General features: G+C 55.8%; 12 protein-coding genes. 4 read left to right on the forward strand and 8 right to left on the reverse strand.

What is annotated here, in order from left to right:
• Positions 1 to 49: 49 nt before the first annotated feature.
• Positions 50 to 1,432 (reverse strand): glycosyltransferase 87 family protein, encoded by a 1,383-nt coding sequence (locus Pla52nx_RS32615; RefSeq protein ID WP_231742687.1) that lies wholly within the window; start codon positions 1,430 to 1,432, stop codon positions 50 to 52.
• Positions 1,429 to 2,487 (reverse strand): acyltransferase family protein, encoded by a 1,059-nt coding sequence (locus Pla52nx_RS32620; protein WP_146523030.1) that lies wholly within the window; start codon positions 2,485 to 2,487, stop codon positions 1,429 to 1,431. Before Pla52nx_RS32620 ends, Pla52nx_RS32615 begins: the two co-directional genes overlap by 4 nt.
• Positions 2,488 to 2,791: 304 nt before the next feature.
• On the opposite strand from Pla52nx_RS32620, the gene Pla52nx_RS32625 reads away from it, so the two are divergent.
• A complete protein-coding gene (locus tag Pla52nx_RS32625) occupies positions 2,792 to 3,400 on the forward strand; it encodes a hypothetical protein (protein WP_146523029.1) in 609 nt (202 codons plus the stop codon).
• A gap of 1 nt (position 3,401) precedes the next feature.
• A complete protein-coding gene (locus tag Pla52nx_RS32630; protein ID WP_146523028.1) occupies positions 3,402 to 5,228 on the forward strand; it encodes a hypothetical protein in 1,827 nt (608 codons plus the stop codon).
• Positions 5,229 to 5,748: 520 nt separating this feature from the next.
• On the opposite strand, the gene Pla52nx_RS32635 is transcribed toward Pla52nx_RS32630, so the two are convergent.
• From Pla52nx_RS32635 to Pla52nx_RS32660, 6 genes are all read right to left on the reverse strand, one after another.
• Entirely contained in the window at positions 5,749 to 9,120 is a 3,372-nt protein-coding gene (locus Pla52nx_RS32635) for a CHAT domain-containing protein (protein ID WP_146523027.1), read from the reverse strand.
• A gap of 587 nt (positions 9,121 to 9,707) precedes the next feature.
• Positions 9,708 to 12,833: a dockerin type I domain-containing protein gene (locus Pla52nx_RS32640; RefSeq protein WP_197455039.1), complete on the reverse strand. Its 3,126-nt coding sequence runs from the start codon at positions 12,831 to 12,833 to the stop codon at positions 9,708 to 9,710.
• Positions 12,834 to 13,529: 696 nt separating this feature from the next.
• The gene (locus Pla52nx_RS32645; protein ID WP_146523025.1) at positions 13,530 to 13,922 is read right to left on the reverse strand and encodes a DUF3467 domain-containing protein; all 393 of its coding nucleotides are present in this window, start codon (positions 13,920 to 13,922) and stop codon (positions 13,530 to 13,532) included.
• Between the two features lie 319 nt (positions 13,923 to 14,241).
• Positions 14,242 to 16,485, reverse strand: coding sequence for a hemolysin D (locus Pla52nx_RS32650; RefSeq protein WP_231742686.1), 2,244 nt, complete (start codon positions 16,483 to 16,485; stop codon positions 14,242 to 14,244).
• 80 nt (positions 16,486 to 16,565) lie between these two features.
• Positions 16,566 to 17,534 (reverse strand): efflux RND transporter periplasmic adaptor subunit, encoded by a 969-nt coding sequence (locus Pla52nx_RS32655; RefSeq protein WP_231742683.1) that lies wholly within the window; start codon positions 17,532 to 17,534, stop codon positions 16,566 to 16,568.
• A 72-nt stretch (positions 17,535 to 17,606) separates the two neighbouring features.
• Positions 17,607 to 19,826, reverse strand: a complete 2,220-nt coding sequence (locus tag Pla52nx_RS32660; RefSeq protein ID WP_231742680.1) for a biotin/lipoyl-binding protein — start codon at positions 19,824 to 19,826, stop codon at positions 17,607 to 17,609.
• Between the two features lie 170 nt (positions 19,827 to 19,996).
• Here Pla52nx_RS32660 and Pla52nx_RS32665 point away from each other — a divergent pair, with 170 nt between their 5' ends.
• Positions 19,997 to 20,500 (forward strand): hypothetical protein, encoded by a 504-nt coding sequence (locus tag Pla52nx_RS32665; protein ID WP_231742678.1) that lies wholly within the window; start codon positions 19,997 to 19,999, stop codon positions 20,498 to 20,500.
• A gap of 24 nt (positions 20,501 to 20,524) precedes the next feature.
• Positions 20,525 to 21,076, forward strand: a complete 552-nt coding sequence (locus Pla52nx_RS32670; protein ID WP_146523024.1) for a DinB family protein — start codon at positions 20,525 to 20,527, stop codon at positions 21,074 to 21,076.
• Positions 21,077 to 21,224 lie beyond the last annotated feature (148 nt).

Here is a 21,224-nt window from a genome sequence, read left to right on the forward strand (position 1 = left end):
CACATCATAAGGGCTGTGGCTGATCGCGTTGCGGTCCTTCATCCAAGGACTAAGAAACTTCTGAATCCAAAGAGACATCTGTACAGGGTGATGTCGGTCTTTGGAGCTGACGCCAAGCGAGAACGCACGCGATGACCATGGCAACCAAAAGGCAAACTCCGTTGAGACTCGTTAACACCTTGACACAAAACTCTGGCAGTTCGAATCGCGTCAGGAACATCCGCGTCGACAAGTAGTTCATCAGCGGACAACCCATCAACAACAGCAGCGTCGCTCGCCAAGAAAGCGAAAGTCGTTTCCATGCCGGCAGGATCGCGGCGACAGCACCTGTCATCGGTGCCACCAACAGCAGGGAGTCGTACGATTGATGATACAGACTGGTCAGCAATGCGGTCATCAAAATCGTACCGGTCACGCCGGCGATTCCATCGTCTTGATCGGCAACAGTGCCACGACGCAGGACGTACATGGGGATCGCCAAGAAAACAAACATCGTCAGCAGGTGTGCCAACTCACCCGGATTGGCACCTCTCCATTTGGAAATGACGGCGAACGCATCCAAACGAGTCCACGAATGGACTGGTGACTCGTCATCCATTCCTCGGTGAACTTCCTGTGTCCCAGAGACCTGCGTCAGCAATTGCTTTGCCCCCGCCATCAAGTCGCCTTGACCTTCGTGATGAGCAAGCCATCCCATCAGCAACAACGCGGCACCGATGCTCATCGCGGCACCGATCAGCAAGGCCTTGATGTTGCCTCGGGCGAGCATGAGAAATCCAAGCGGCAGGATGAACGTGGGCTTGCCCGATACGATCAACAGCATCCAGCCGGACAATACGGGGCGATCTTTGGCCCAGATGACGGCCAAATACGTCGCCATGACCAAGAGCAACGTGAAGTACCCCGTAAAGATCGAAATGTGTCCGCCACGCGAAAAGATCATCATCGCCGCCACGCACAGCCAGACATCGAACCGCCGCCCAAAACCCGACGTGATGGTCGCCAGCCAAGCGATCCCCAGCAACAAGGCGATTTGAATCATCGTGTGAATCACCTCGGCGGCGTGGATGGGCAACATGGCAAGCGGCGCATGCAGTGCCAAGACCACGGGGGAAAAGAACGGGATCTGTCGAGCGACCGGGTACTTGTCCGCGTAGGGTTGCCCGTAGGGACTTTCTCCTCTCATCAATGCCATCGCGGGAAAGTAAACGCCATTGTGAAAGTCACACAAACCTTGTCGCTCGTGGTCAAACGGCCCCGGCGTTTGGTACTTTTTGTGAATCCGTGCCACCGTCGCGACCAGTCCCAAGATCAGCAAACAAGCGGCGATCGCTGCCAACCATCGGTTGCCAATTCGTAGTCTCTCCTTTCGACCAGCGTCCATCGATTCTGATGATGAGACGGAAGCGGGTTCCACGAGCGGTTGGGTCATGTCGGATCGTTCGCTTGATGACTGGCTTTGATGTAATGCGATGACTTGAGCAACCACCGTGATTCCAGTAGATGCCAGGAGAGCACCGAGGCGATGACCGACAGGGTCACACCCAATGCAAATGACGTCGCCGGCCGCAACGGCAATTCCAGCGCCGTGAGCGTTTGAAAAATGGGATAGTGATAGATGTAAATGCCGTAGGAAAAGTCACCGAAACGTCCGAAGTTTCCGAGATAGGCGAACCGAGTCGCAAAGCCAATCACCAACACCGCTAGTGCCATCGGGTAAACCATCGCGAACAACTCGGGCCAATACGCAAAGTACCCCGCCACGGCACCGATCGAAAAAATCACCGCCGCCTTGATATGTCGCGTGAAGAATCTTTCATAGTAGTGCATGGCGGCACCGGAAATGAAGAACGCCATTTGCCCGGGCAACTGTTCTGCGATTCGATGGTAGCCGCGTTGCTGAAAATGCTCACCCAGGTAGTTGAATCCGAGATTCCAGACGACGCCTCCGACATACAACACCGCGAATAGGGTGACGCGGTTTATCTTGCCTGCCAAGTACGCAATGATGGGAACGGAGATGTAGAACATCACTTCGATCTTGATCGTCCAAAGCGGCCCATTGACGTATTGGTCCACGTTCGATTCAAAAACGCCAGGCAATGTGTTCTGGAGAAACCCGACGAACGCCAGATTCGAGAACAGATACCGATACACGGCGGAATCGGCGAAGTAATCCGCCACACCATGAGTGCTTAAAAGGCTGAGTCCCAGCGTGCAGAGGACGACCACAAACACATACGCCGGCAAGATGCGCCGGGCACGCTTTTCCGCGAAGCTTGATAAGACCGGTTTGGACTCCCAGCTTCGAAAGATCAAGTAGCCGGAGATCACAAAGAAGCATTGGACCGCCGAAAGGCCGCCCATAAAGTAGGTGTCTTCCGTCCAGCGAAAGGGGTAGCCCACCAACCCCGCATGGCAGCGAACCACCAGGACCGCCAGCAGTAAACGGAGCAAATCGAAATTGTTGGTTCGCGTCGGTTTCATCGAACGGAGCAGGTCATGGGGCGATGAAAGTCGACATCGGAAGGCTTGGTTTTGGTCTCTGGAAAAAGCGGCGAGTTTCCAGGCGATCTTGATCGTCAGCAAAGCCCAGATCAAGTGATTTGGGATGAATTGAGCGTCTTCACGGTTCCGATCACACGCATTTTTCCCACAGTGCTAAATTGAGAGATTGTCCGGAGCACTGGCACCTACGGTGCGTGCCGAGGTTTCCTGTTCGAGACCCGCGGCAATTGTCGCCCTTATCAAATCCTCATTCTTCGATCATTGCGTCCTTTGGAGGAAGTCTATGTTCATTCATTGTTTTTTCGACAGACCGCCCGCGGTCCTCAGAAGCACACTCACGGCAGCGGTCTGCTGTCTCCTGCTGCTGTATTCGTCAGGTTGCTCCAAGGATGACCTGAAGGAGATCGGGCAAGGAATCGTAGACGAAGGAAAGAAACTGGCGACATCCGCCACCGAAGCCGTGGAGGCACAACTACCAGCCACCGGAAGTATCGAATTGACGACGACGCCCGCTTTGACGTGGGAGACTGCCAATATCGAATTGATCTCGATCGGTGACGGACGTCCGTCGATGCTACAGATCGCCAGCTATGACACGACCAAAGACCCCTCAGGACAGAGCATCCTGATCCACGCTCCCACAACCGCTACTTCGCTCAGCACCTTGGTCGATCAACCCTTGCCCTGCAGCGTCTTCCTGCGCGCGCAAGCATCGGGGCCAGTCGCCTGCACGACTCCGGGACAACCCATACTGGTCACTCTCGGTGCAATCAACGCGGACGACAACACGGTGTCCGTTCAGATCGACAGAGGTTCCTTGATGGGTTCGGATGGAAAAACCATCGCCATCGGAGGCGGGAAAGCAATCGCCGTTGTGAAGGGAGATCAGTGAGATGAAAAGCATCGGATTTCAGCGAACTTGGACTGTCACGGCATCCGTTTGGCTCTTTGCCATCGTGATGTCTTTCCTCACCATGAATTTGGTCCACGCGGACCCGAACCATATCGAGACCAAAGATCCCTTGAAGTCGCTCGGCGCGGTTCAGTATGCCGACGCCAAAATCACCGAACTGTACACCTTGTTTGATTCGGAAGAAAAGTTTGCCATGTCGCTCAAGGATCAAAACAATCCACAGCGACTGCCCTTTCCGAAATTATCCAGTTCCTATGGCGACCTGTGGAAACGTCAACGCGAAGCGCGGCACTTGCAATTGATGGGCGAACCGGCCGGCTATGACCTGAAACAAAAACTCTGGCTGCTGCAAAAAGAGATTGGCGAGTACTACTCGTTTGGCGCAGCGCTCAAACCCAAAATACTTGACAAGCTCCGCAAACAAACCCCCGCACGTACCAAGCAGTTGGAACAGGCAACCAAGTTGATCGAAAGCGGCGACTTGCGCAAGGCCGAAAGCATTCTGGAAGCCATGGGCAAAGAAATGTACTCGGACTGCTACTTTCTGACCAACACGGAAGCCCAGCCATTTCGCGATCCGATCCTGGTCTTGCTGCAAAAAGTTGACCAATCGCTTGAACCGCAACGCAAGAGTTACTACCAGCAACAAGCCCTGCAAGCTGCCGCGTCCAAACGAGATGCCGTGAAGAAGTTACCCACGGAGGCCGATCGATTGGCATCCGAGATTTCGGCTTCCGGATCGGCCAAACTGGGCGAAGACCAGACGGGCGACGCAGCTGCGGCAATCGAGCACCTAGCTGGCATCTGGGGCGATGCATCGGCAGAACTTGTGAATCACGCTGGCACCTACTTTGCCTTTGACGACAACAGTGCCTCCCAAGATATCTCGGAGTGGCCCATCTATGATGAGGTTGTGCAGCTAGAGAACGCCGCAGTCGCTGGGATCAACAAGATCATCGAGGCTTCTTCGCAGAGTATCACGCCGGACAAAGTGTCTCCGCTCTACAGCAAGATCCTAGAGGTGCTTTCGGAAATCGACCGCCGTTGCGTCGTCTCCGTCAGCGAGAAATGCAAAGCATCTCTCGATCAGTTGGTCGCAAAGAGCCCATCACTCGCCAACCAAATCGCTGCCTACGAACGAGCAGTATCTCAACCGATGCGATGGCGCCGACTGTTCGCCCAACAGCAGGAAATGATGCTCGCTCGCAAGTACGTGGATGCCGCTGCAAAACTGAACAACAAAGAGGTGATTACCAAGCACAACAAGCCGGAAATGTACGGTGGTGTGTCAACGGCGGAACGAATCATCGCACCTCCGACGTTCAGCCAGCCTGCGGAATGGATGGTTTACGAAGCCAGCCAAGTGATTGGCACGACCGTTTCGGAAAAAAATGTCGTGCGACTGGTCAAAGAACTACCCGTCGCTGTGGCTCCAATCAACGAGGGTCACTACAGCAATCTAAAACTGGATCTGAACACCGATGCCCAAGTCGCCGATCTCAAGTCTTGCTTGCTGCTGGATGACTCTCATGGACCGCTAACCATTGTCGCCGCTGACGCGATCTCAAGCGCGACCGCCCAAGACTACGCGGCGGTGGGTGGAGAAGTCGCAGCGGTTCACCTGGAAGGCTTTGTCACGCGTGTCGGCACTCTGCCCAACAAGGCGCATGTGTTGGTGCCGTTGGACAAACTACCGATCCCTCGAGCGAACTTGCCACCGGTCACGCAAACCTGTTGGCGGTTGGATATCAAGCCACACTGGGTGCGACACGATTATTTTGTCGTCTCCAGTGTCAGCCCCGAATGACCGGATGATCGAGCGTTGCCGTGCCTCAGCGTCGGACGCACCCGATGGAATTGAATGGCCGGTGGACGGGCACTCTTGCCCGTCCACCGACCCTGTGAGGCGGTGACCTGGCCCCGTTTGACCCGTAGCCGAAGGCGCAGGCGGGTGCCCCGTTTGGCCCTACGGTGCAATACGGTTGGTAGCGTCTCCTGCGCCTTCGGCTACGGGTCAACCAAAGCGATAGCCCAGACTAACGCTGGACTGCTCAAAGTTTGGTGTTGTGTCTTTTTGGGTTTGCGCAAGTTTATGTCCCAACTGCCGGCGCAGCTGGTAGCCCCAGTGAGCCTCAGGCGCTGGCCGTGGGCCTGAGGCTGCCGGCGCAGCTGGTAGCCCCAGTGAGCCTCAGACGCTAGCCGTGGGCCTGAGGCGGATTGTGGTGCCGGCCCACGGCTAGCGCCTGAGGCTCACTTTGATTGCGATGCATGGAACGAAAACATGGACTGAATAAACAATGTCAACCCCAAACTTTGATCAGTTCAGGCTAACGCCCCGGCGAGTTCGAATCATTCGATTCAGCGGTCGCCTCGCTTTGACCGAGAAAGTAGTCGTACCACATGCGGTCGCGAAAGATGTATCCGCCACCGATCTTTTGCAACAAAGTCAAATCGCTTGCCTGATCGAATAGGCGTGGCAGATGCCACGGAGCGGTCTTGGTCAGCAAGAGAATCGCCCGCAAACAGTAGTGCCGAACCACGTCGATCAGGCCGAACCAGAACATGGCGATCATTCCCGTCAATGCCCCGAGCCAGATGTAGGACGGCCAGTCGTCAGCCCAGTCGGAGTTTGGAAATAGGTTGGGCAACAGGATCAACATCGTCGCGATGGCGACACCACCCACGACAACACCCCCATAGACACTGTTGTTAATCGACAACATGATGCCTTCGTTCGGACGCGTTTTCTGCTCGGTCATGCTCATTTTCAGACCACCAAAAACGAATCCGTATACGAGGCCCAGCGGCAGATAGAAGGCCAAGTGAAAGAATACCGTGCGTTGGTCTTGGTCAACGCCATCCACCACAGACTCGTTGAAGATTCCCACCCAGTTTGAGATCGCGTACATGGTCCAAGCGGCGAAGCCGATGGCCAGCCCGATTCCCGCGCCGAACATCGCTCGTTTAGAGGACCACCTCAACTGTTCTGCGGCTCCGATGTACTGCAGCGTGTCTCGTCCACCCACCGCCAATGCGTACATGGCGGCAACCGTGACCCCGGTGGAGAGAGGATGGCTGAGCCACAGCAGCATCGAACCCTCTGAGTCTTGCTGCCCTACAAATGCGGACAGCATCATCCATAGCAACACCCAGATCGCATAAAAACTTGTGATCCGAAAGACGGCATGGACCGCACGGGAACCCAGCGAACGCGAAATGATCCGTTCAGGCGAACGGTCTCGATCCCGCTTGGTCCACCACCAGTCCCACAACGCGACCGACAACACCCAAATCGGCGTGATCACCAGCCAGTACGGTTGGGTTTCACTGGCGGGCGGAAAAGATGGATCCACGTGTTCTGAATGATGCCATACGCCCATCAGAACACCACCCAACAACGAACCCAGAACCAAACTGTGCAGTACAAAGTACAGGAATCCGTGGAATCGATTGTCAAGCGAGCCCGGCTGCAGATTCTCGATCAGGTACACGGACTGATGCTGATGGTGCAATTGGTTCGCCAGCCAGCGAAGGCCATTCATCACTTCCTCGCGACCGTACCGTGAGGGAGTCGCTCGATTGCGTGAAAACACTTGGTCGACATACGTTTCGATCAGCAGATGCCGAAGCGAGTGTGTGGATTCGGGCGAACTGGATGCGAGCTCCCTCCACCGAGAAAACACACCAGGATTGTTGCTGTACGCCATGCTCATCAAGCCCAGCATCAATGGCGACTGAGCTTCCGAGAGCAATTGCGGATCCGCGTCCAGTATTTGTTGCAGCTCGGCAAGGTCGTCTCCGAATTTCTCAAGAAAATCTCGTATTTGTGTTTCACTCAATGGCCGCAGCTTGATCGCACCGTCGAAGGTGAACCGATTCGTCAGACGGCTGTAATCATCAAAGCGACAGCACACCGCGAGGAAACAACGGCCGTCGATATCGGTCTGCTGGGCAACATATTGATTGATCGCCGCAACGCAGTCTTCTCGATTCTCCTCGGGCACTTCATCCAGTCCGTCCAGCATCACCATCAGGTGATCTGTGACGGTCCACCGCATCGCGAGGCGACTCGGGATCTTGTACTTGTTGGCGATCTCAATGGCGATCCAATCCGCGATCGACAGCTTGGACTGGGACCAACTCGACAGCATCAAGACAACAGGGACCGGTTCATTTCGATCAGCATCATGTCGTTGGATCAGATGCTGCACGAGGGCAAGCAACGTGATCGTCTTGCCCAAACCGGGCTCACCAAGAATCAAGAGTTTGCGATTGTTTTCATCAAACAGGGATGCAATCGTTTTGCCCGCTGGAACCAGCAATTCGGCATCTGAGGTTTCCGCGTGAGAATACTGGCCATAGTCATCGATCGCCCGATCGAGCGCTTTGGGGCACAGTTCTTTGGTCAGTTCGATCGGCGGCTTGATCGGAATGTCTTTGTCCAATTTCCCTTCGATCCAGTACCGACGCATCTTGAGTGTCAGACGTGACAGTAACTCCTGTTGCTCATCGTCCAGTGGTGTGACTCGAAAGGGGGATTCAAAAATTCGACCGTCACCCAACCGAGAAAACAGCACGGGAGTTGCCCACTCGGTGGCACCACTTTCGAACTGCAGTTGATCTACACGTTTCCTCGCTTCGGCGACGACGTATTCAAGCGGCCGACACTGTGGCAGCAAGCGATAGAACGTTTCCGAGAAAGCAATCGCTGCGGTGTCGGAAATCGGAAACTGCATCGCCAAAACGGCCGGCAAACCCGCCAGCACCAACGATGATGCGACGCCGGAAAACGCTCGCTCAGACATCTGGCTTTCGATAGAGCTCGCACCGCCCGCACCAACCTGAGCGGTCTGACAAGCATTGAGGAAAACGAGTCGCAGTGACGTATCACGCAGGATCCGTCCCAGTGCTTCGCCCGAAATTAAACAAGCACTGCCATCCTCGTTTTCCATCACCAACTTGCCGACGCCCGATTGCCGATCGAACGTTCCGTGCCCCATGAAATGCAATACATGATACGTTGCGCCCTGAAGTCTTCGTTGCAGTTGATCCGTGGTAGCTTTCGACAAAAAGTCGACTTGGACATCGTCCCGCTTCCCCCAGCTCGACTCGATCAGGGATCGTTCGCGATCCAAATCCAGCTTCGCCACTCCATCAGGATTGGACATCACCACCAGCACTCGGAACGGCGGCTTGAACGCGAAAGCCGTGTAATTGCGTGGCACCTCCAAGTACCGAACGATCGGTGTTCGATTCGAAAGCCCAAGGTATTCGCCCATTCGACGGTCACGCATCAACTCCCACGGCAGTCGATTCAATACCGAAACCCCTGGGTCCGCTTGATCGATATGCAAGCGAATCTGGAGGGAACTCAGCTCACCGCCGAGGGCATCGAGATTCCGCGACAAGAGCGCCAGCGACTCACCATGAAACAATGCGTCAAAGAGTTGCTCACCGATCGTCTGGGCATCGACCGCTTCGTCTGTGTCGTCAGCGTTCGGCCTCACCAACTCCAAGGCTCGTTGCCCTCGAACGGCTTGCGGCAACCGTGCCAGCATGGCGGACAACGCAGACTCATCGGGCCAAGGAAGAACGAGCGTCGACTGGCATCGCCCCACCGGCGAATCCACCTCGACTGCAAACCCCCGCTCCGCCGACGAAGCAATGCGAACTGAGAAAACGTTGGGATCGGCATCCATGAGACAATCGTGGTGGCAGGGAAGCGTAACAGCCCGACCGGCCGGGCTTGCCTTGGGCTGTTCAATTTGAGGAGTTATAGCATTTTCAGGTTGCGGACGTTCCTGTGTCCCCTCCCGGCGTTTTAGACTGCCGATCTGGTGAGCCGCGTGACGCTAGTACTGCGATTTTGAATTGATCTTGATTGGCAACGATACAAATACCAGCACGAAGCGCAAGCGAGTGAACAAAACGCCGTGAATCAATCGCTTGCGATTCGTGCTGGTATCAACGCTCAACTCGCGATCTTGGCACTAGCCCGGATTATTCATCAGCCGCAGCGTGATAGCGTCCCGCTTGGCATGGTTGTGTTGCCAAACGCTGGGTGGTGCTATAAGCCCTAGCCGCTGGCCGTCAGGCCACGGGTTTTACGCATTGGAATGGACGCTCGATCGGTGCAAGCCCCGGCCGCTCACGCGTCGCGGCTCACGGCGTCTGGTAGCGTCATCTGCTTGGACACGTTGAGGCGAGAGAACCGGACGCTATCGCGTGGCGGCTGATTTGCGCAGACACGTTCTCCCGCGGCGCACACGATCGACACGCTGCGAGATCAAAACAAATCAGTGTTGACTGTCTCACCGGCAACATCATCGTCGTCATCCATGGCGTCGGCAGAAACGATCGACGAGAGCGGCTGCGGAGTCACAGATTCGCTTGAGAGCTGCTCTGCGTTTAACTCAGCCAGTCGGACTTCACGCAGTCGATTGATGATAAACAAAGCGTCCAAGGCGCTGATAGAACCATTGCGATTGGTATCCATTCGTCTCATGGATTCCAGGTCCGTCTGTGACACTTGTTCGCCCTCGGCACCAGTGGCCACGATATCGTTGAGCGTGAGCACACCGTGTTGACCGATGAAATTGACCACCATCAATGCATCGCCCGCAGTCACACTCCCATTACCATCGACGTCCAATGGATCTGTCCCTTCAGACTCCACGATTGTGAGTTCCAAACTACCCAGTCGCACGCGATCGAGATCGATGGCATCGTCGATACCGTGCATAGTGGTTTCCGCGACCGGATTGTCTGCCGGGTCCAATTGCAATTGAACGTCACCGGCAGCCAATGCCCGAGCACCGATCCGCAACAGGGTCTGAACTTCGTTTCCTGGGGGCTGGACTTGATTGCCGATCGCGCCCAACTCGTCCACTTCGGAGTCCGTGATGACAAAGTTAGCGACCCGGCTAAACCCATCCCCGTATTCGACTTGACCGGTCAGTTGCAACAGGTCCGCCGGCACAGCCAGATCAAAGAACGCGGAGAACACACCACCGCCGTTGGGCCGCAGATCGTCTGCTCGAAACTCAAGCCAGAATTCGTCCCCGACGGCGACTTCCGTTACCGGTTGTCCATTGGCGTCCACGGCACGCAGCCCCAATTCGACGAGGAACTCACGAGTGCTGCCAAAGACTTGAATGATGCGGCCATCGATGCTGCCCGCGTAAAGAGCTGAATTGCCGGGCGTGTTGACCAGCATCAGCACGCCTGGTGACAAATCGATGGGATTGTTCGGATCATCCGGCGGAACATAGGGAAGAGGCTCGCCGACAAAACGCTCCAGACTCGTGACCTCGACTTCGTTAACACTGACGCCAAAATCAGAGGCAGCGCGTCGCAGAATGCTATCGATCAAATCCTGGAACAGCGACTCGTCGATCGTGTTGACGGTGACTTCCGCTACCGCTCGCGAACGAGTCAATCCATCGCTGATGACATACTCAAAACGAAGCGATTCCGAGTTGCGAAGCGCGGTAGCCGGGATTCTTACAAATCGTCCCGCTTCGATTTCGGCACCGCGGGGCGCTCCGATCAACTCCACGATCTGAGCGGGTGCAAATCCGCTGCCCAAGTCGTCGTTCGCCGTTACATCCAATTGAACCGAGGGCTGACCACTGAAGTCGATCGTCAACGCGTCGTCGACGGCTTGAATCGCTGGCAACAATTCACCCAATGGAATCGTCGTCGGCTCCGTCAAGTTGCCCCAGTCGTACTCCAGCAAACGATCTTGGTAACGGACCAGCAAGCGTTGAGGATTGGCATCAATCTCGGTGTACGTGTTCGGTAGGGCAACACTGCCCGAGACAACAAACTCACCCGCATCGTTCAATCGACCGACGATCAAGCGAATGCGGCTGGTGTTGACGGCTTCGGCGCCACTGATGAATCCAAAGCGTCCCGCGACGGGATCGATCGGAATCAGTGAACCTGGATAGGAATGAATCTCAGCGGGCAATACCGTGTCGGCAATGATCTCTGCCGATGACAGTTTCACTGTCAGGAATCCCGAACGTAATTCATGGAAGATGTCGTTCGTTGCGTTTGGACGCGTGGGGTCAGACGGTTGACTGGTGCGTCGAACCAATGCACCCACGACGAGTCGATCGGTCCCCCGCCGCAAGGTCTGGTGGGTCGCCTGCCAGCCTTCAGGCAAACTCAACGTTCGGACACGATTCTCACTGGCGATGTCAATGGATTGATCCGTCGAAACAATCGTCAACTCGCGTTGATCAAAATCATGCAACACGACGTAGCCTGGACCAATATCGATCACGGACATCACGCCTGTCGGTTCAGAGGCCTGGACGGAGAACGAATCAAAGACGGAAATCGAGTTCGCCGAGAGATCCAACAAGCTGACTTGAAGCTGCGCACCGATCCCCAAGTACTGCGTCTGTACCATCGTTGCCGTGGTCGCGTCCTCCGAAACGTACAGCGAAGACAACTCGCCCTCGGCTGACTCCCACTGAGCAACTTGCTCGATCGATTGATCGCTAATTCTCATTCGAGTCAACACGACCTTCGTCGGAACAAACTCGACGGGCGGTTCCGACGGAACAAACTCGTCGGGCGGTATCACATTGCCTGCGGCATCGATTCCCAATTCGTAATTCACGATGGGCGGCAGGATCTCTATCTCTGGGTGAACGGTCTCAGCGACGAAGATGTCATCGCCGCGGACTTGGATGTCTCCATAATGGGGAACTTCTACGCTGTCGACCAGTTGCAACCCGTTCTCAGTGATGTCGTAAACGTTCAACGAGCTGGGCGGCATCTCTGGCGGCGGCCAAATTGCCGGAATGAAACCACCACCTTCGCGTTGACGTATAACCACGCGATTGCCCGTCACGTCCAGAGCATTGTAGCTGCCGGGCAGGGTTTGCCGAATGGTCGTGATCTCATCGCCGAGATTGACCGTCGTGACAAGTGTCTCAGTCCCCCAAGGCGGCGCGATCATCGCATCAGTTGGATAAGCAATCGGCAAGTCGACGGGGCTGAAGAGCAAGACTTGATTGCCCACGACCCGCATGTCATGGATCCCACCGGCGACCGAAACGCTACCGATTTGCTCAAGCCCACCGTCGTTCGATCGTGAAAAGACATGCAGCGTGTTGTCGCTCGTATCGACGGCAATCAACCGACCGTCGACCTCTTGAATCAGATCGGCGTGGTAGTACGGCCGGATCAGCGCGATCGCAGATTGATCGATCGGCAGGCCGGCCGCGTTCCATGAAGTGACTTGTCCCGATTGAGCGGCAGCAACGGATGCGGACAAATCGCCAGCGATCACTTGATCACCAGCAGACAGAAGTTCGTTGGGGATTGCGAAGCACTCGGCGGCCAATAGTTGGCGTGTCTCCAACGACTCAAGCAGGTGTTTTCGTTTCTGAATCATCACAAGGGTCCGGCGACGAGAGTACAGCGTTGAGCGAAAAACGGCATCGCTTGCCTGCGGGGAACGATCATCATAAGCCCAACAGGCGGACAGATCGAGAGAATTGGCAGATCGATCGGTTTGGAAGATAACTCGGGGAATTGGTTCCACCCAAAACATCGATTTTTCGACACTTCTCTGGAGAATCGCTCTTTGTGCGAGCGGCATATAAATCTGTACACGCCGTCGTGGACGAGGTGACGAGTCCCTGTCTTCACAACATATTTGCACGAAACGGCTTGCGCGGATTGCTCAAAGTTGGGTGTTGTGCTTTTTGGGTTTGCGCAAGTTTATGCCCCTAGCCGGTGGCCCCAGTGAGCCTCAGGCGCTAGCCGTGGGCCTGAGGCGGATTGTGGTGCCGGCCCACGGCTAGCGCCTGAGGCTCACTTTGATTGTGATGCATGGACTGAAAAAACAATGTCAACGCCAAATTTTGAACAGGCTACTGCATCGTCCGGTCTTGATTTTGGGATTAGCCGTTTTGGCGTTAGCCACGGTTGTGGCACGAAAACCGTGGCTAACGCCAAAACGGCTCATCTACCGAACCCACGTTCTAAGACTGGACGATGCACTACCCTTCATGACACAAAAAAAGCCCGACCGGTGGGTCGGGCTTTTCGCTTATTGATGCGTTGCCGGGATCAATCCAGGTCAGGCTCAGGCGTCCTTCGCGGGAGCAGCAGCCGGAGCTTGTTGCTGTTGCGTCAGGCCGGGACGAACTCGCTTGTTGATGTCGGTTTCCAAGACACCGAAAACGGCTTCGTGACGGGCGATCGACATTTGCAACGCGGCCAACAATCGCTTGGCGGTGAAAAAGTTCACGATGATGCGTTGCTTGACTTCGATCGGATCCTTTGGCACGCCGATCGGTTGAGGATTCAAACCAAAGTCCACGATCAGTTCTTCGGGTGATCCGGTGACGCGGCAGAAATTGGCATACGTTGCCAGCGCGTCATGGTCGTTGACCTGAACTTGAACGGGCTCTTGAGTTTGGGTTTGTGCTTTGGCGGCCGGTGCTGCTGCTGCTGGCTTGTCAGTGTTCTCTGCCATGGATGATTGTCTCCAAAAGACGGTGTGGTTCGGTCAGGCCCGTTAGGAGTGGATTCTCAAAACGATCATGAGCCGGGGGAAACGAAGGAATCGCTAATGACGAAACGCTCGTCATCAGCACCGAGAAACGGTCTCTTGCAACCATCCGCTTGTCGCGACGCTGCGAAGCGTATCGTAACGGCGAACAGAAACATCGAAAACCGATCGTGGATCAATTAGGAAGAAGTGAAAAGTGGATTGAAACAAACGGGAGTTAAGCGACGGGGTTTGCGTAGTCTGGTGAGACTCAATGCACCATCATCGGTGCCAAACATTCCGATCAGAATTCAAAGTTAAAGGTTTGTGCGATAACTCTCCAAAGTCGTTGTCCGAGTGACTTGGGGTCGACATGTATTTTCGCGCTGCCTCGGTATCCAGGTCGAAAGGGCAAGTCCGATTCTTTGATCTCCAATGGCACCAATCCTTGATAGGTCACGCTCCGCGGTTTGACTTGGCCGGTCGTGGGATCGATTTCGGTTTGCAGGTCGCCGCCGGTTTGGCTGGCCATCGAAGTGGACGTTGCCTCCAACGGTTCCATGGAACGTTCCTTGATCGTCCCGCTGAAGGTTTCCAGGCGTCGCGAATCAAGTTTCATGTCGACGGATTGATTGGCACGAACCAGTTGTACATCACCTTGATCGATTGCCAGGACGGCTTTGAAGTTGTCACGTGAACCGATTTCGCAGATCAGGTCCTCTGAAGTCAACATCGCTCCGATATTGTGTTTGTCCAAGGGCGAGCCGTGCCAGGAGGGCAAGCGTCCGTCTCCGGCGTCTTGGTTGGGTCGACGAGGCGGCGGAATGATGAAACCGCTGATGGGCGCTTTGATGGTCAAACGGTCCAATTCGTCTTTGGTCTTGGCTTTCAGCTCAATGGTCGATTTCAGCAGGTCTTCTTGGGTTTGGATCTGGGCGGAAACCGAGCGATCGAATCGCATTTGTTTGCCGAGGTTTTCCAATCGCACGCGAGTGATTCGCTCTTGGCCTTCCAGTTCGGCGAGCTTGAATTCGAGTTCTGGGTTCTTCAGTTGAGCGATCGTGTCGCCGGCGCTGACTTCGGTACCCGGTTGAACGGTCCAAACGATTTGTCCCGGCGAGCCTGCGTAGACGCGACCGGTTTCATTGGGTTCGATTTGGAAAGCACAATCGATGTGGTGGGGCAGCGGGATGTAGCACACGGCCGCGACGGCGGCTGCGAACACGCCGAGCGAGACCAGCAGATTGAAACGTTTCACTTTTGCAAGCCTCCCAGGAGTTCGGCAGAATTTCCAAGTTTGAATGATGGGCTGAGCGACCAAGCCGGCGAAACCGATGACGGCGACCATCCGACCGATGGCTTCCAAGCCGTAGGGCTCCAGAACTTTGATCACGAACCAACAAATCGAGAACACGACGACCCAGCGATAAATGACGCTGGCGATCGTGAACAAGGCAAAGAACAATTTGCCGCGGGTCGGCAAGAACGGGTCGTCTTGCAGTTCCAAGCCCAAGCAAAGTTTCTGAAAGCCACGCTTAAGGACTTCGGTGCTCTTTTGACGGAGGTTGGGGATTTCCAACATGTCCATCAAAATGTAGTAACCGTCGAATCTCAGCAGCGGATTACCATTGACCAGGACGGTGCTGACCACGTTGAGAAACATCATGTTCAGACACAAGTCATTGACCACGGTTCCCGATTCGCTGAACCACCAGACAAAGGTGGCGATGGAAGCGAGGATCATCTCGACGTAGATCCCGCCCGCGCCGATCCACACCCGTTTCCACTTGTTGGGCAACATCCAGGAGTCGGACACGTTGCAGTACAGACAGGGCGTGAACACGAGCAGCATGAAGCCGATCTCGTGACACTCACCCCCGAATTTCTTACAACTCAAACCGTGCCCGAACTCGTGCATGACTTTGACGATCGCCATCGTCGCACCGAGGATCAACCATCGATCGGCGGCAAAGAACTGCTGGAACGACGGCAGACGCGCGTACACGGTCTCGTACTGGCTGCCCAACAGCATCGCCGCAGCGGCGCACAAGCAGCAGAAAAAGATCAATGCGGGGACGGTGAACACCCAACCCAACCAGGGCAGCATGCCGTTGAGAATCTTCTCGGGGTCAAATCCTTTGAACCGCAGGGCAAACACATTGGTGAATTTGCCAAGCAGTTCCTTGTTCGTTTTCTTGCGGCCGCGATGCCGCAACGCTTTGCCTTGACCGGGCGAGTTGCTGATCACCAGACCGCTGCGGTGCAGCATTCCGATGAACTGTTGCAGGTCGCCGAAGGTGATTTTCTGCGGTGCGAATCGCTGCTCGAAACCGTCTTTGATTTGCTGCAGACTGACGTGCCCGTCCAACATGTTCAGAATGAAGTACTCTTCGTCGTGAAAACGATAGTACTGCAATCCGACAGGCTCTTTGACGACCCAATATCCGGTCCCCTGATAACGGTGACGGCTGCCGGTCAGGTCTGGACGCCGGCGCACCGTCAGCGGTCGTGATGAACTGCTGACAAGGGATTCGGCGAGCGTGGTCATGACGGGACGGGGTGATCAGCGTGGAACGGGAGGATGAGAATCGAGAGCGAGGAATGGTCAGCGAGACTAAAAAGCAACGATCAAAAGATTTGACCGCCTGAGGAGCGTTTGGCCGGGATGATGATCATGCGAGCGGTCATGCCTGGCTTGATCACCCAGTCGTTGCCCACACGTTGATTCTCAATACTGGCCCAGATGCGGTATTGGTGATTCATGTCCAACTCGGTGCTGACGTACTCGATCACCGCATCGATCTCAAGTCTACGGTCTTCGCCATCACCGGTACCGGTGGTAATCAGGATCTTGACGGGAGTACCGATCTTGACCGAACCGGCGTAACGCAAAGCGTTTATGTCGCCTTCCACTCTCAACCGGTCCATTTGCACCAGTTCAGCGATGGGACTGCCGGGCTGGACCCACTCGCCCAACTGAGCGATGCGAGTTTCGACGAATGCGTCAAAGTCTGCTTTGATCTCTCGCATCGAAATGTCGCTTTTCGCCAGTTCCGTTTCGAATCGTTTGGCCATATAAACAGCCTTTGCCGTTCTCATCTGCAGTTCGGCCAACTCGATTCGCAAGTCGGCGCGTTGGGCTTCGAGGATTTTCTTTTCGACTTCGAACGACGGCGCGGCACCCTTCTTGCCCAAATCGACGTATGCCTTGGCTTCTTCTTTGGCGATCAGCGCGCTGCTGACCGCGTCCTTGTAGTTGACGTCATTGGCGGCGTTGAGTTCCGCTTCTTTTTCTTCGGCTTGTTTCAATTGCAATTGCAATTGCGACTGCTTGTCATCGACCACCGCCAGCACGTCGCCCTTCTTGACCGTCATGCCTTCTTCGACATTCAACTTAACGAGCTTGCCTTGCGATTCGGCCGGCAGTCTCGTCTTGTTGATGTACTGCACCATGCAGTGCTCGGCTTCGATGCCGACAGGAGTTTCGGTTTCCGGGGGTGCCGGCTGTTGGGCGTGGACGATCATAGCCGTGCAAGCGCATGCCAGGGTGGCCGCAGCGGAAAGCATGACGGCGATGTTGGGAAGTCGGAATCGCATCGTGATGTCTTGGGAATGAAGGAGAAACTGACGGCGGTGAAATTTGAGGACGCGTGAGCAAGAGGGTTGGTGTTAGAAGAAGAACTTGCAGCACCACTCGTAGATTTCGTGGAAGAACACAAAGCCGCTGGGACGTCGGCCACATTTGATCTTGGCGATCACTTTCGAACCCGGTCGCGGATCCATCTTCAGCAACTCTTCCTGCACCGGCTGGGCTTTCATCTCGATCACCGCCCCGTGCTCTTCGTGCGATTCGGCGCGTCGTGAGATCGTGTCCAAATCCAACGACGCGGTCATCGGGTCGTCGCTCGGATTGGTTGCCAAAATGTAGGTCACATCCAAAGCCTTCTTGTCTGGATTCTCATGGATGTATTGGTCCAAGTGACCCTCGCGTTTCTCGGGCAACTCCAGATCCAGGTAGTAGGGTTCGTCCAAGTTAGCTATTTCCAGCAGAACCTGCCCCGTCATGATCGGTCGACTTCGCAGCGTTTGCTCGACATCCCAAGACGTCACGATTCCGTCGATGGGCGACGTGATGGTCAGTTGCTTGTCACGCTCCATCTGCAGCGCCAGTTTTTGATTGATGACCTTCAACTGGGTCAGCAACTCGTTCTCTTCGCCCTGCAAATTCTGAAACGCTTGGCGCTCGCTGGGATCAAACGATCGGTTTCGCAACTGCGCCGAGACCCGACTCAGCTCCGTGTCGGTGGTCTGTCGCTGACCCAGCAAATCGGCGATCTGAATCTCCAAATCTCGATTGCGCAGTCGAACGAGCGTTTGGCCCTTGGTCACTTTGGTGTTGTGAGTCACCAAAACCTCGATGACTTCGCCATCAACAGCCGCGAAAACCTGACGACGCTCGGTCGGTCGCAGCGTGCCTTCGGCCTCGAGGTTGAAATCTTTGGGGATGAAGATCAAACCGAGGGCAACCAATGCGATCAACGCGGCGATGCCGATGGTCTTGGGCAGGGTGCGAGCCCGGAGCACCCAAGTCGCGCGGCCGAGAGCCCGCCAAACGGGCATCAAGAACAGGTTGGTGTGCGAACGTGAGTTGGCGATCGCGCGGGTACCGTGCTCGTAAACGAGGTCACAGCGGGCGCGAAAAATCTCTTTGGGGATGTCCGTTTCGATTTGCTCGATGATCAAAGCGCCGATGACTTCGCCACGGTGAGCGTTGTCGCGATCGATTTCGCCGGCTGCGCCGGTTTCTTCTTCGGTGCCCAGCTTTCTCTGTGGCTCACGCAACGGCAGCACGGCGATGTTTCGACCGTAGGATTGATCGACGTAGTCTTCCAGGGCTTCTTCGATCTGCGGAGGCAAGTCTTCCGTGGTACCGTCGTGCCAAAGTGGCTCGCCGGCTGCGACCACGCGAGTGGCCAAGTTGTTCAGCGCGGAAACGATGTTGGACCGATTTTCGATCGTGTCCTGGCCGCTGATCGCTTGCACCTTGCACTTGCCGCCTTTCTTGATCGCCACGCTGACGCGGTCGCAGCCGATCAGCCGGCGGCCTTCGTTGGCCACGATGTAGGCGGTTTCCTTGAGGTCCAATGACTCGTGGGAGGCGCGTGCGAACGAGTCTGCTTGCTGCCACAGAACTTGACGATCGCCATAGGCACGCAGCTTTTGACTTCGCAGCCATTCGGCCGCCAAACCGCACATCTGCTCCAGGAATCGCAAGTAACCGCGTTGGGTTTCCGGAGCCGTGTCGGGACGCTGAAAGACTTCGATCAATCCGTCTTTCTGGCCGTCGTGGGCGAGAGAGCCAAGCACGAGTAGATATCGAGTCGGGTTTCCTTCGGCATCGCCGTCGGTCGTTCCGCTGTAAGGAGGCACCAGCAAGGACTGGCCCGAATTGGCCACGCGTTGGATCAAACGCTTGTGACGGGTCGCGTCGTCGGAATCGCTCGACAGAATCGATGGCTCCGCGTTGATCTGATACTGCAGCTTCAACTGGCGATCGTCGTCCAGCAACCAAATCGCTCCGCCCGCCGCCGCCAATGCCGTGATCACCCGCGTCAACAACTCGGGATAAAACTCCTCGGCGGTCGCACCGCTTTTGGCGAGGGCCGCGATTTCATTGACCAAGCCACGGATCTGTGCCTTGGTTTCTTCGACGGTTTGTTGGTTGACCGACATGTTGGCGATTTGCTTGCGATAGGGAAGCGTTTGATCGGGTGAATTGGGCGACAGTACTGAAATCCCACACGCGTTTCCATGTTGACCTGCGACAAAGATGCCGATTCGGTCGCGCTGGGGGCGTGGTGTGTCGGTTCTGGCGGATGGTCGGCCCATTTGCGGCGGTGCTGCTATCAAAAGCACCCCGCGGTGAACCAATCCAGATCCCCTCGTCAAACCGCGGATTCGGCCGTTTTCTCGACGCTATTCCGCTTTTTGCCTCCGTGTCGGTGGACAGTTTATACAAATTGTATATACTCGTCCAGAGAGAAATTCACAGGAACTGCATGACCACACCCCCACCTGATGACCGAGCGACCTTTGACGGTCACGCGGGCGCCGACAACCAAGCCCAGGCGAATCATTCGCGGGTGAATCATTCGCAGGCGGTCACTGGTGAGATCGACGCCCGGGCCGCCTTGGGTGGGCTGCAGCAGGAACTCAATCGGCTGCAGCGATCGATTCGGATTGCCATTCAGCAACAATTGGCGTCGATGGCAGGTCAGTCGCTCGGTTCGATCGCCGCCAATCGGGAATTGGTCGAAACGATCCAAGCGATGCTGGAGAACCACGGTCTGCGGGTCCGTTGCAACGAGTGCGGTCACCCGGCGATTCTGCGAGTCTCGGTTCGCCCCGGTTGTGCATCCGGCGTGTTCGTCTTTGATCACACGATCGAAGGTCGCCGAACGTTTCATGGCGGCAAGACGGTGCTGCCGCTGATTCAATTGGTTTCTAAACCGCCGAGAAAGAAACGGGCCCCCAGCGGCAAGAACACCCGCGTCGCGTCGTAGTCACGGGCTGCTATCATTTCGGGCATGAACACTCCTTCACCTGAAAGCCAACCGGCTCCCACCGCTGAACAAGCCGCCCAAATGCTGACCGCTGCGATCGGCCAGATCCAGTACGCACGGGACTACACGCTGCAATTGCTCGACGAGACGCCCACGGAGACTTGGTTCGATATCCCGTCGGGATTGCCGAGCAACATCGCGTGGCAAGTCGGACACCTGACCGTCAGCCAGTACGGACTGCTGCTGTTCCGACTGCGAGGTCGTCAAGACGAAGACCTTGAGTTAATCCCGAGCCGATTTCGCAAGGCCTACTCACGCGGGTCGACGCCATCGAGTGACATCGACAAGCAGCTCAGTGCGAGCGAGCTTCGTGACCGCATGGACCGTGTCCACGCGATTGCGATGAAGACACTTGTGGAGATCAGCGTGGAGACGCTGCTTGAATCCGAAGAGATGCCTTACGCGGTTTATCCCAACAAGCTCGGCGCGATTCTGTTTTGTCCGCTTCACGAACAGATCCACGCCGGCCAAATCGGCTTGATCCGCCGCGCACTGGGCTTGGCACCGGTTCGCTGATCACTTGGGTCGATCGCGAAAAGTTCCGGTAGGCCATGCTTTGCATGACGCCATCCGTTCATCACAACCCAGTCGCACCGGGCCTCACGAAGAGTTTCTCCTGGGAACTAGGCCACCAGGGTTGAAGAGGAGCGATCCGAATTTCGTC

This window comes from Stieleria varia, assembly GCF_038443385.1.
Lineage (GTDB): Bacteria > Planctomycetota > Planctomycetia > Pirellulales > Pirellulaceae > Stieleria > Stieleria varia.